Source organism: Streptomyces sp. NPDC059499 (genome assembly GCF_042749285.1).
Taxonomy (GTDB): domain Bacteria; phylum Actinomycetota; class Actinomycetes; order Streptomycetales; family Streptomycetaceae; genus Streptomyces.
The window spans coordinates 255,761-267,262 of the sequence record NZ_JBHYTT010000006.1; the positions used below are offsets into that span (position 1 = coordinate 255,761).

General features: G+C 73.1%; 11 protein-coding genes. 5 read left to right on the plus strand and 6 right to left on the minus strand.

The genetic code is table 11. The annotated features are described in order from the left end of the window. The first annotated feature begins 10 nt into the window (after nt 1-10). Together ACFW9O_RS17095 and ACFW9O_RS17100 are read left to right on the plus strand one after the other, a co-directional pair. Complete coding sequence (locus ACFW9O_RS17095) at nt 11-754, plus strand: MerR family transcriptional regulator (protein WP_384610111.1); 744 nt, start codon at nt 11-13, stop codon at nt 752-754. After that, entirely contained in the window at nt 751-1,608 is an 858-nt protein-coding gene (locus tag ACFW9O_RS17100; protein ID WP_384610114.1) for a hypothetical protein, read from the plus strand. The genes ACFW9O_RS17095 and ACFW9O_RS17100 overlap by 4 nt, the downstream gene beginning before the upstream one ends. Here ACFW9O_RS17100 and ACFW9O_RS17105 read toward each other — a convergent pair. Next, nucleotides 1,559-2,977, minus strand: a complete 1,419-nt coding sequence (locus tag ACFW9O_RS17105) for an RNB domain-containing ribonuclease (protein ID WP_384610400.1) — start codon at nt 2,975-2,977, stop codon at nt 1,559-1,561. The genes ACFW9O_RS17100 and ACFW9O_RS17105 overlap by 50 nt on opposite strands. Before the next feature lie 177 nt (nt 2,978-3,154). Here ACFW9O_RS17105 and yaaA point away from each other — a divergent pair, with 177 nt between their 5' ends. Continuing rightward, the gene (gene yaaA, locus ACFW9O_RS17110) at nt 3,155-3,955 is read left to right on the plus strand and encodes a peroxide stress protein YaaA (protein WP_384610116.1); all 801 of its coding nucleotides are present in this window, start codon (nt 3,155-3,157) and stop codon (nt 3,953-3,955) included. A gap of 59 nt (nt 3,956-4,014) precedes the next feature. Continuing rightward, the gene (gene eda / locus ACFW9O_RS17115) at nt 4,015-4,656 is read left to right on the plus strand and encodes a bifunctional 4-hydroxy-2-oxoglutarate aldolase/2-dehydro-3-deoxy-phosphogluconate aldolase (RefSeq protein WP_384610118.1); all 642 of its coding nucleotides are present in this window, start codon (nt 4,015-4,017) and stop codon (nt 4,654-4,656) included. A gap of 18 nt (nt 4,657-4,674) precedes the next feature. Here the strand turns inward: eda and ACFW9O_RS17120 are convergent, their stop codons facing one another. The 5 genes from ACFW9O_RS17120 to ACFW9O_RS17140 form a co-directional block, all read right to left on the minus strand. Next, on the minus strand, nt 4,675-5,460 hold the full coding sequence (locus ACFW9O_RS17120; RefSeq protein WP_351177177.1) for a sulfite exporter TauE/SafE family protein: 786 nt from the start codon (nt 5,458-5,460) through the stop codon (nt 4,675-4,677). Nucleotides 5,461-5,469: 9 nt separating this feature from the next. After that, complete coding sequence (locus ACFW9O_RS17125; protein ID WP_384610121.1) at nt 5,470-6,714, minus strand: bifunctional RNase H/acid phosphatase; 1,245 nt, start codon at nt 6,712-6,714, stop codon at nt 5,470-5,472. Then, entirely contained in the window at nt 6,714-7,457 is a 744-nt protein-coding gene (locus ACFW9O_RS17130) for a zinc ribbon domain-containing protein (protein ID WP_384610402.1), read from the minus strand. The genes ACFW9O_RS17125 and ACFW9O_RS17130 overlap by 1 nt, the downstream gene beginning before the upstream one ends. Next, nucleotides 7,454-8,290, minus strand: a complete 837-nt coding sequence (locus ACFW9O_RS17135; RefSeq protein WP_351179697.1) for a Nif3-like dinuclear metal center hexameric protein — start codon at nt 8,288-8,290, stop codon at nt 7,454-7,456. Before ACFW9O_RS17135 ends, ACFW9O_RS17130 begins: the two co-directional genes overlap by 4 nt. Nucleotides 8,291-8,375: 85 nt before the next feature. Beyond that, nucleotides 8,376-9,413 (minus strand): ABC transporter substrate-binding protein, encoded by a 1,038-nt coding sequence (locus ACFW9O_RS17140; RefSeq protein WP_384610124.1) that lies wholly within the window; start codon nt 9,411-9,413, stop codon nt 8,376-8,378. 634 nt (nt 9,414-10,047) lie between these two features. Between ACFW9O_RS17140 and ACFW9O_RS17145 the strand changes: the two genes are divergently transcribed. Beyond that, nucleotides 10,048-11,445, plus strand: coding sequence for a hypothetical protein (locus ACFW9O_RS17145; RefSeq protein ID WP_384610404.1), 1,398 nt, complete (start codon nt 10,048-10,050; stop codon nt 11,443-11,445). Nucleotides 11,446-11,502: the final 57 nt, after the last annotated feature.

Here is an 11,502-nt window from a genome sequence, read left to right on the forward strand (position 1 = left end):
TACTGGCCTCATGCGCATCGGAGAGATCGCCGCGCTCGTCGGAGTCACCTCCCGGGCCGTTCGGCACTACCACCACGTCGGCCTGCTGCCCGAGCCCGCTCGCCGGGCCAACGGCTACCGGGCCTACAGCGTCCGCGACGCGGTCCTGCTGGCCAGGATCCGCAGGCTCACCGAGCTCGGGCTCGGTCTCGACGAGGTGCGGGACGTGCTGGCCGACGATGCCGGGCGCGAGCTCGTCGAGGTGCTGGGAGAGCTCGATGCCGATCTTGCCCGGCAGGAACACGAGATCCGGGAGCGGCGGCGCCGGCTGGCCGAGCTGCTGGAGGGGCCGGTGAGCGCCCACGAACCGGTCTCCCCCGCACTCGGCGCTCTGCTCGGCGCGTCACCGGACACGGACTCCCCCGCGGCTGCCAAGGACCGTGAGCACCTGGCGCTGCTCGAGGGGGCCGACGGCGCCGAGGAGATGTACGCCGCCCTTCAGCCGCTGGCCGAGGACCCTGCGGTCCTTCGCCTCTACGAGCGGCTCGACGAGCTGGCCGCGGCCCCGGTGGACGACCCGCGGATCGCCCCGCTGGCCGCCGACCTGGCCGCTGTCGTGCCGGCGGGGGTGCTGGCCCTGTTCCCGTCCGACGGACCGGTCATGACGGGTTTCGGCGAGGCTCTGCTCGACGACTACGCGCCCGCGCAGGCCGCGGTGGTGCGCCTGCTGATGGCCGGGCTCACGGCACGGGTGGACGGGGAGAGGAACCGATGAGTGTGCGGACGGCCCGCGCCGTGGTCTGGGCGGTCCTGCCCGCCGAACTGGCCGTCATGGTCTGCCTGGTGGCGGGCGTACGGATACCCGCTGTCGCGCTGCTCGCGACCGAGGCGCTGGTGCTCGCCGCGGTTGTTCTGGAGGCCTGTGTCCTGTGGCCGCTGTACGCGGGGCGGAGGCGGGCGGGTTCGGGCCGCCGGGAGGCGCTGCGGTCGGCACTGCGGGTCCTGGTCCCCGTCACGGTCCGCCGCCTGGTCGCGCACGAGGCGCGGGCCCTGCACAGCCTGTGGCTGTGGCTGCTGAGGCGGCGTCACGGTGTGCGGGCCGAGGCGCTGGCGGTCCCGTACACCGGGCCGCAGACCGCGATGATGTACGGGTTCCTCTTCGTCTCCGTCGTCGAGACGGTGATGCTGGCCCTGGTGATTCCCTGGCCCGTGGTGCACCGCGTCCTGCTCGTACTGGACGTGTACGGAGTGGTTCTGGTCCTGGCCATGCACGCCGCCTGTGTGACCCGGCCGCACGTCGTGGGCGCGGACGGCTCCCTGCGACTGCGCTACGGCGGGCTCTTCGATCTGCGGATCCCCGCGTCCTCGGTCACCGCCGCTCGCGTCGATCGGCGCTACCCCGAAGGCCGGCTGGTCACTCTGCACCCGGACGGGGTGCTCGATCTCTCCGTGGGCAGTCAGACCACGGTGACCGTGGAGCTCACCGGTCCCGTCACGTTCGTACGGCCGCTGGGGAGGACCGGTGTCGCGCACACCGTCCGCTTCCACGCCGATGACCCGCGCGCCGCGGTCGCGGCCCTCATGCGGGCGCGAACAGCACCTTCGACGAGCCAGGGTCCGCCTGTGTGAGCCGGACCCGCAGCCGTTCGCCGAGCGGGAGAACGGCGCCGCCCACGATCCGGGCGACGATCGCCGGGTCCTCGATGTGGACGGTCCCGACGGCCGGTTCGTCGTCCTTGACGTCGATCACGTACCCGTCGAAGACCGCGCCCACCTGGTCCCTGAGCAGCGCGGCCTCGACGAGATCCACGCACTCGCGCTCCACGGTGTTGGCCCGGCGGGTTCCCTCCGCCATCTCCTTCGGCAGTGCGGGCAGCGCCCGGAGCACCCACTCGGGCGGCTCCTCGCCGGCGACCGCCGCGAGGCACAGTTCGGCGGCGTACCGGTCGACGAGGCGGCGCAGCGGCGCCGTGCAGTGCGTGTAGAGCTCGGCGACGGCCGCGTGCACGGCGGGGGTGGGGAGGTCGCCGTGCTCGAAGACGGTGTAGCCGGCGCCGCGCAGGAGTGTGGTGCACTCCTGCAGGAACGCGGCGTGGCTGCCCTTGCGGGGGTCGAGCGAGCGGACGACCTCGGCGTACGGGACGTGGTGCGGCCAGTCGATGCGCAGGGCCTGGGCACAGAGCCTCAGCCGGGCGACGGCACCGTCGGGGGCGACCGGCAGCGTACGGAGGATGCCGGTGCCCGACTCCGTCATGATCCGTGCGGCCGCCATTCCCGTGAGCAGGGAGATCTGGGCGTTCCAGCCGTCGGCGGGCAGGGGCACGCGGTAGCCGAGGTCCAAAGCGCCGTCCCGCTCGACGATCTCCTGTTCGGGCACGTTGAGCGAGATGCCGCCCCGGGCGACTTCCTGCTCCTCGCGCAGCAGTCCGATGTCCCTGAGCAGGGCGAGCGGCTCCTCCGCGGTACCTGCGTCGATCTGCCGCTGAACGCCCGCGTAGTCGAGCTTGGCCCTGCTGCGTACGAGGGCCCGGCGCACCTCGCAGGCGATCTGGCGCCCCTCGGGGTCGAGGTCGATCCTCCAGAGCGCGGCCGGGCGGGTCTCTCCGGGGAGGAGGCTGGCGGCCCCCTCGGAGAGCGCGGTGGGGTGCAGGGGCACTTTGCCGTCGGGGAAGTAGAGGGTGGTCACCCGGCGGTGGGCCTCGGCGTCCAGCGCCGAGCCCGGCCGGACGAACGCGGCGACGTCGGCGATGGCGTAGTGCACCCGGAAGCCGTTCCCGCGCCGTTCCAGGTGCATCGCCTGGTCCAGGTCGTGGGAGGTGGGCGGATCGATCGTGAGGAAGGGCAGGTCCGTGGCGTCCTGGTGGCCCGACAGGTCCGGGGACCTGGCGGCCTCGGCCGCCTCGGCGAGCACGGCGGGCGGGAAGTCGGCCGGCAGGTCGAGCTCGGCTCGCAGGCCGCGCAGGGCCGCCCGCAGCGGGGTGTCGGCTGCGCCGGTCATGTGGAGCTGGCGGCGAGGCATGCCACCGAGCGTAGGCCGGGGCGGTGCGGTCGGCATCCCGGTCCGGCCCGCGGGCGCCTCGGAGGCCGTGCGCGCCGGGCCCGTACCCTTGCCGAGGGGTTCGGGCGCCGCTACGGGCCTCTGCCACGCCCTCTGTCACGTACGAAGGAGACACCCGTGCTCGTGCTGTTGCCGCCCTCCGAGGGAAAGGCCGCCTCGGGGCGCGGAGCACCCCTGAAGCCGGAGGCCCTGTCGCTTCCGGGCCTCGCCGGGGCGCGGGCCGCGATCCTCGACGAGCTGGTCGAGCTGTGCCTGGCCGACGAGGAGAAGGCACGTGCGGTGCTCGGCCTGAGCGAGGGGCTGCGGGGCGAGATCGCGAAGAACGCGGAGCTGCGCACGGCCGGTACCCGGCAGGCCGGGGAGATCTACACCGGAGTGCTGTACGACGCCCTGGACCTGGCCTCCCTGGACCCGGCGGCCCGGCGGCGGGCGGGGAAGTCCCTCCTCGTCTTCTCCGGGCTGTGGGGCGCGGTGCACATCGGCGACCGGATTCCTTCGTACCGCTGCTCGATGGGCGTGAAGCTGCCGGGGCTGGGCGCGCTCAACGCTTACTGGCGCGCCCCCATGGCCTCGGTCATGCCGGAGGCGGCCGGGAGCGGGCTCGTGCTGGACCTGCGGTCATCCGCCTACACCGGGGCGTGGAAGCCGGCGGGCGAGGTCGCGGAGCGCACGGCGAGCGTGCGGGTGCTGCAGTCGCAGATGGTGAACGGGGTGGAGAAGCGGTCGGTGGTCAGCCACTTCAACAAGGCGACCAAGGGCCGGATGGTCCGTGACCTGCTGCTCGCGGGGGCGCGGCCGAAGGGACCTGCGGAGCTGGTGGAGGTGCTGCGGGACCTCGGTCACGTGGTCGAGGCGCAGGCTCCGGAGCGGGCCGGACGGGCGTGGGCGCTCGATGTGGTGGTCACCGAGATCCACTGACGTTGCAACATGCGCAACGGTCGTTGCGTAGAGTGCGGTGTGCGCGGCAGGATGACGTCATGACCTCCTCCGCGCCCTCCGCGTCCCCCTCCGTGCTGGACCTCGCCCCCGTCGTCCCCGTCGTCGTTCTCCAGGACGCGGCCGACGCGGTGCCGCTGGCCCGCGCACTCGTCGCGGGCGGGCTCCCGGCGATCGAGGTGACGCTGCGGACACCCGCCGCGCTCGACGCGATCCGGGCGATCGCCGCGGAGGTCCCGGACGCCGTGGTGGGTGCGGGCACGGTGATATCCGTGTCGCATGTGACCAAAACGGTCGCCGCCGGGGCGCGCTTCCTGGTCAGTCCCGGCTGGACGGACACGCTCCTGGACGCGATGAAGGCGTCGGGTGTGCCGTTCCTGCCGGGGGTCTCGACGACGTCCGAAGTGGTCGCGCTGCTGGAGCGCGGGGTCACGGAGATGAAGTTCTTCCCGGCCGAGGCGGCCGGGGGTACGGCCTACCTCAAGGCGCTGTCCGCGCCTCTTCCGCAGGCCAGGTTCTGCCCGACGGGCGGGATCTCGCTCGCGTCGGCACCGTCGTACCTGGCCCTGCCGAACGTCGGCTGTGTCGGCGGCAGTTGGATGGTGCCCGGCGACGCCGTGGCCTCGAAGGACTGGGCACGGGTGGAGCGCCTGGCACGCGAGGCGTCCGCACTGCGGGGCTGAGGACCGGCTGAGCCGCGCTCAGCGCAGGACCTGGACGGCGTACAGCGCGCCGATGCCCAGGGCCAGGGAGCCCAGCAGGAGCCGCAGCGCCGTCTCGGGTAGGCGTGGCTGGAGGCGGGCCCCGAGGTAGCCGCCGCAGAGTCCGCCGAAACCGCAGGCCAGGCCGAGCGGCCAGTCCGGTGCGATGTCGCCCGTGGCGGTCAGCGACAGCAGTGCGTAGGTGCCCGCCCCCGCGAGGGAGGTCACGAACGTGCAGGCGAGGGCGGCGGGTGCGACCTTCGCCACGGGGACCCCGCGCCCGACGAGGATCGGACCGAGGAGGGAACCGCCGCCGATCCCGTAGATGCCGCCCGCGACACCGACCGCGGCGGCGAGTGCGGTGGTGGCACGCGGCGAGGGCTGGGCGGAGGCGGCCGGGCGGCGCGAGGGGCGCAGGGTCCGGGCGCACAGCCAGGCGCCCAGGGGGAGCAGCAGGACGGCGATGAACAGACGGAAGACGACCGGTCCCGGTACGGCGAAGACCCTGATCACCGCACCGATCACGACACCCGGCACCGCGCCCACGACGAGCAGCCGGGTCAGCGGCCCGCGCAGCCGGCCGCTGTTGCGGTAGCGCAGCAGGGCGCCGGGGCAGGACACCACGTTGTACAGCAGGTTGGTGGGGGTCACCGCGGGACTCGGCACACCGAGCACGCTGACCTGGACCGGCAGCAGGAACACCGCGCCGGACACGCCCACGGGCGCCGTCGCCACCGATATCAGCAGGCCCGCGACGAAGCCGAGCAGCCCCGTGGACCAGGTCACCGCATCCCGCTACCGCAGGTGCGAGGTGTCGTTGAGGAGCCTCAACGAGGCGTTGCCGTCCGCGTAGTAGGCGACCGTCGAGACGGAGGCGGGAAGGAGCTCCATGCGGAACATGGAGTCCGGCGGGGCTCCCAGCGCCAGTCTGACCAGGGTCTTGATCGGGGTGACGTGGGTGACCACGAGCGCCGTACGGCCCGCGTAGCGGGAGATCAGGCGGTCGCGGGCCGCGGAGACCCGGTCGGCCACCTCGGCGAAGCTCTCGCCGCCGCCGGTCGGTGCCGCGTCGGCGGAAGCGAGCCAGGTGGTCAGGTCGGGGCCGTAGCGCTCCCGTACCTCGGCGAAGGTGAGGCCCTCCCACGCACCGAAGTCCGTCTCGCGCAGCCCCTCCTCGACGCGGACCTCCAGGCCGAGCCGGTCGGCGACGGCGGCGGCCGTCTCGCGGCACCGGCGCAGCGGTGAGCTGACGATCTCCTGGACCGTGCCGCGGGCCTCGAAGGCCTCCGCGGCACAGGCGGCCTGGTGTCGCCCGGTGGCCGAGAGTTCGGGGTCGCTGCCGCCGCTGCCGGAGAACCGCTTCTCGGGGGTGAGGGCCGTCTCTCCGTGCCGGAGCAGGATGAAGGTGGCGGGGGCACCCAGGTCGGGTGAACTCCCCCAGCCCACCTGCGGGGTGACCGCAGCGGCCGGGCGGGCCGCGGCCAGCGCGGCACGCACCTTCGCCGCGCCCGCGACGGCGTCCCCGGGCGGACCGGCCGGGGGCCGGTCCGGGGCGACGGGGGTGCGGCGCGGGGCGTCCAGGGCGGCCGTCGAGGACGACGGCTCCCACTGTCCGCCCCGCTTGCCGGCGTCCATCGCCTCGTTGGCGAGCCGGTCGGCGTGCTTGTTCTCGGCGCGCGGGATCCACTCGTACGTGACGGAGGAGGCGGGCAGGATACGTGCGGCCTCCGCCGCGAGCGGCTTCATGTCGGGGTGCTTGATCTTCCAGCGGCCCGACATCTGCTCGACCACCAGCTTGGAGTCCATCCGGACACGCACCTGCACGGCCGCGTCCGGGAACAGGGCCTTCGCCGCCTTCAGGCCGGCGATCAGGCCCTTGTACTCGGCGACGTTGTTCGTCGCGACGCCGATGTACTCGGCGGTCTCGGCGAGCGTCTCGCCGGTGACCGGGTCGATGACGGCCGCGCCGTAACCGGCGGGCCCCGGATTGCCCCGGGAGCCTCCGTCGGCCTCCACGACCAGCTGGTGGGGAGCGGCCATTACAGGCCCGACTCCGAGGTGCGGACCAGGATGCGGTGGCAGTTCTCGCAGCGCAGCACGGTGTCCGGGGACGCCGCCTTCACGTCGTTGACCTCGGTGATGTTGAGCTCGAGGCGGCAGCCCTCGCAGCGGCGCTGGTAGAGCCGTGCCGCACCGACACCGCCCTGCTGGGCGCGCAGCTTGTCGTACAGCTTGAGCAGGTCGGCGGGGATCGCGCCGGCGACGACTTCGCGGTCCTTGGTGACGGTGGCGGACTCGGCGTCGAGCTCGTTGGTCGCGGCGTCCCGGCGGGCGGTCGCGTCGTCGAGCTTGGCCTGGACGGCGCCGACGCGCTCGGTCAGCTCAGTGACGCGCTCCTGGGCGGACTCGCGGCGCTCCATGATCTCGAGGACGACGTCCTCCAGGTCACCCTGGCGCTTGGAGAGCGAGGTGAGCTCGCGCTGCAGGCTCTCCAGGTCCTTGGGCGAGGAGACCGCTCCGGAGTCGAGCCGCTGCTGGTCGCGGACGGCGCGCTGGCGCACCTGGTCGACGTCCTGCTCCGCCTTGGTCTGCTCGCGGGTGGTGTCGCTCTCCTCGGTCTGCGAGGCGACCAGCAGGTCGCGCAGCTGGGCGAGGTCGCTGTTGAGCGAGTCGATCTCGGCGTGCTCGGGCAGGGACGTGCCCTTGTGGGCGAGCTGCGACAGACGTACGTCGAGGGCCTGGACTTCGAGGAGTCGGATCTGGTCGGCGGGCGCGGCGTTCAGTTGGGGGCTCCAGAAGAGTGGTGGGTGGTCCAGGGGTCGGTGACCTGCTTCGAGACGTGGACCCGCAGGTCCCATCCGTGGCGGTCGGAAATTGCGTCGAGCTGGGCGGCGGCCTGCTCGCACCAGGGCCACTCGGTGGCCCAGTGTGCGGCATCGACCAGGCCGAGCGTCGAGTGCTGGACGGCCTCGGAGGCCGGGTGGTGGCGCAGGTCGGCGGTGAGGAAGGCGTCGACACCGGAGGCGCGTACCGCGTCGAAGAGGCTGTCGCCGGAGCCGCCGCTCACCGCGACCCGTCGCACCATGGCGTCCGGGTCGCCCGCCAGCCGGATGCCCTGCGCGGTGGCGGGCAGGCGTGCGGCGGCGCGTGCGGCGAGGTCCCGGAGGGTCTCGGGGTGGTCGAGCTCGCAGATCCTGCCGAGGCCGCGCCGGCCCTCGGGGTCGGTGGGGTCCGGGACGAGGGGCCCGGTGACGCGCAGGTCGAGGGCGCCCGCGAGGGCGTCGGAGACGCCCGGGTCGGCGCTGTCGGCATTGGTGTGCGCGACGTGCAGCGCGATGTCGTGCTTGATGAGGCCGTGCACGACCCGGCCCTTGAAGGTGGAGGCGGCGACCGTCGTCGTACCCCGCAGATAGAGCGGGTGGTGGGTGACGATCAGCTGGGCACCGAGGCTGCGGGCCTCGTCGGCGATCTGCTGTACGGGGTCGACGGCGAACAGCACGCGGTCGATCTCCGCCCCGGGATCGCCGCACACCGTGCCGACCGCATCCCATCCCTCGGCACGCTCGGGGGGCCAGAGGGCGTCCAGCTCGGCGATGACTTCAGACAGACGGGGCACGGAGGAAAGGCTACCTGTCCTCCGTGCCCCGTCGGCCATGGCTGCGGGCACCCGTGCGGGCGGACCGGAAGCCGGTCGTCAATCGTTACTTCACGAGGTCGGCGCGGAGGTCGTCGAGGACCAGGTTCGCGGAGGTGACGCCGAGGCCGAGGTACCAGGTCTCGTCCGAGACGTCCTTGGCACGGCCGGCCTTGACGGCCCCGAGGTTCTTCCACAGCGGGTTGGCCTGTGCGGTGTCGCGCTCGGTGGCCCTCGCGTCGCCGTAGACGCCGGTGAAGATCCAGTCGGCGTCGGCCTGGTCGATGTTCTCCGGGCTGATCTCCGCGGCGAGGTCGTCGATCTGCTGGTTCTCGGGCCGGGGCAGGCCGGTGTCCTGAAGGATCGTGCCGATGAAGGAGGCCTTGGCGTAGAGGCGGATCCTGTCCGGCAGGTAGCGGACCATCGAGATGGTCGGCTTGTCGGGGCCGATGTCCTCGCCGAGCTTCTTCGCGTTCGTCTCGTAGGCGGCGAGCTCGGACTTAGCCTTCGCGGTCCTGTCGAGCGCGGCCGCGTTGAGGAGGTAGTTCTCCTTCCAGGTGAATCCCGGGCGGATGGAGAACACCGTCGGCGCGATCTTGGAGAGTTCGTCGTACTTGTCGGCCGCACGCAGCTGGCTGCCGAGGATCAGGTCCGGCTTCAGGCCCGCGATCGCCTCGAGGTTGAGGCTGTTGATCGTGCCGACGTTCTTCGGGTTGCCCGCGTCCTTCTCCAGGTACGACGGAATGGCCGCGTCGCCCTCGGAGGGGGCGTAGCCGACGGGCTTCACCCCGAGCGAGACGACGTTGTCGAACTCGCCGACGTCCAGGACGACGACCCGCTGGGGCGCGGCCTTGATCTCGGTCCTGCCCATGGCGTGGGTGAGCGTGCGGGGGAACTGGCCGGCCTTCGCGTCCGTGCCGTACTCCGCCGTCTTCTTCGCCGCGTCGCCGAAGTCCTTGCCGCCCGTGGCGACAGCGGCCTTCTTGTCGCCGCCCGCGTCGGCGGCCGGACCGCCCGATGCTCCGTCTCCCCCGCATGCCGAGAGGGAGAGGGCGGCAGCCACTGCCAGGCCGACAGCGGCGGTACCGCGGCGTCGAAGGGACATCACGTGCTCCAGTTGAAACTCACAGGGAAATCTTAGGAATGCCTTACCTTAGTCACGCGTGTCAGCAGGGTGCACAGCCGCCCCCTTCCCCTCAGGCGAATCCGAACATCGCCACCCTTACGTGTGAAGTGCGAGGGCTCGTGTTGTTCGGCAGGAAGTGCGAAAACTAGCTTCGGTTGCCGGAGGTGACCGATCCATGACTGCCTGTGTCATCGAGAACAAGTCCATGGGGGCCTCGGGGGCTGCCGCGACGGTCGGACCCGTACCGGAGGAAGCCGCCGAGCCGGACGACCCGGCGGAGCCCGAGAAACCCCGCAGAGCCGCCGAGACCGGAATGACCGGCGGAACCGACCCGGCAGGCGGGCCCGGAGCCGCCGCCGAGTCCTACGGGACCATCGCGTCGGGCGGTACCGGCGGCGCCGGTGACCCCACGGTCCGGGGCGTGGCGCCCGGAACGGCGGACCGGCCCACCGGGGCAGGCACGACCACCGGGGTGCCGTCGCCCCCCGGTACGGGCGCGGCAGGTGCGTCCGCCGCCGCGGGTGCGCCGCTCGGGATCGGCATCTCCCTGGGGACGTACGGGCCGCGCGGGACCGGCATGACGTCGGGGACGTATGCCCCGCCCGGGTCGGGAATGACGTCGGGGACGTACGCCCCGCCCGGGAACGGCACAGCTCCCGGAACGTACGCGACCCTCGGGACCGGCGTGTCCCTGACGCCCGGTGGCACGGACAGCGCCACGCCCACCGAGGGCGCCCGGAGCACGGGCGGCGAGCACGGCCCGGCCGGGACGCCCGGTGGCGCCACGGCCGGGAGAGGTGGGCCCGCCGGTCCCCCGGCACCGCCCCGGGACACCGCACCGGCCGTATCCGGCCACCGTGCCGCTCCGGCCGAACCTCCCGCTGCCCCGGCCCGTGCGGAAACGTTTGTACGCTGCCTGCCGCCCGTCCTCACCATCGCCGCGGACCATACGTACGCGGCGAGGCTCACCACCGCCGCCGGCACCTCCGATCCCGCCTGGTTCCCGGAACGCTGGACGCTCGACGGCCCCGAGCCCTACGCCGTTCCGCTGCCCCTCGGCCAGCCGGAGGAGGCGGACTCCGATGTGCTGCCGCTCTCCGACGGGCGGGTGCTGATCCGGCGACGGGTGGCGGACCGGCACACGTTCTCGCTGCTCTATCCGACCGGTCCGGGCACCGGCGAACTTCCGCTGGGCGCCATCGAATGCGCGGACCTGTCGCTCCTGCCGCCGTCACCGGACGGCATGAGCGCCTACGCGCTGCTCCCCGGTGAACGCAGCACCGGCGTATGGCTGGTGGCGGGCGGCGCCTTCGGTCCCGAGCACGTCGCCGATGTGCCGGGCCACTGTGCGGGCGGAACCTGGCTCGACCGTGAGGGGCGACTGCTCGCGCTGGACCGGCAGATGCCCGGCGGCGGGCCGGTGAAGGCGGTGGCCGTGGATCTGGGGCGGGGCGGCGAGGTGACGCCGCTGCTGCAGATCGCGCCGGAGAGCAACGACCGGCTGCTGCTCGCCGATGCCGACAGCGGGCTGCTGCTGCTCCGTTCCGACGCGCCCGGTCATGACCGGCTCGGCTGGGGTGTGCTGGGCAGCTGCCTGCCGGTGCGTTTCCCGGAGTGTCTGCGCCCGGCGGACGTGGCCGTGACGCCGTTCGCCGTCCAGCCGGGCCAGGTGCTGATGCCGGAGAGCTGCGCGGTGGCCCTGCGGATCGACGGGGCCGCGGGCAGCTGGGTGGGTGTCTGGCGTCCGGCGGGACGGCGGCTGCACCATCTCGGCGTGCCGGAGGGGTGGTTGACGGGTTCCGGCTTCTGGAGCCGGGAGGGGGTGCTCCACCTGCCGTACGAGCAGCCCGGTGCGCCGTGCGCCGTGGCACTGCTGGACGCCCCGGCCGACGACGTTCACGGAGTGGGCGCGAACGGAACGCAACCATCCGTGGAGGCCGCCCCTCCTGCTGTGTGCAAGCCCGTTCCACTGGGCCGGGCGCCTCTCACCGGGCGCCGGGCGCCTGGATAAACTCTGCCCAGGGCTACGCAGCCGTTCCGCGTGGGTGCCGACGGTGACCACGTCGGG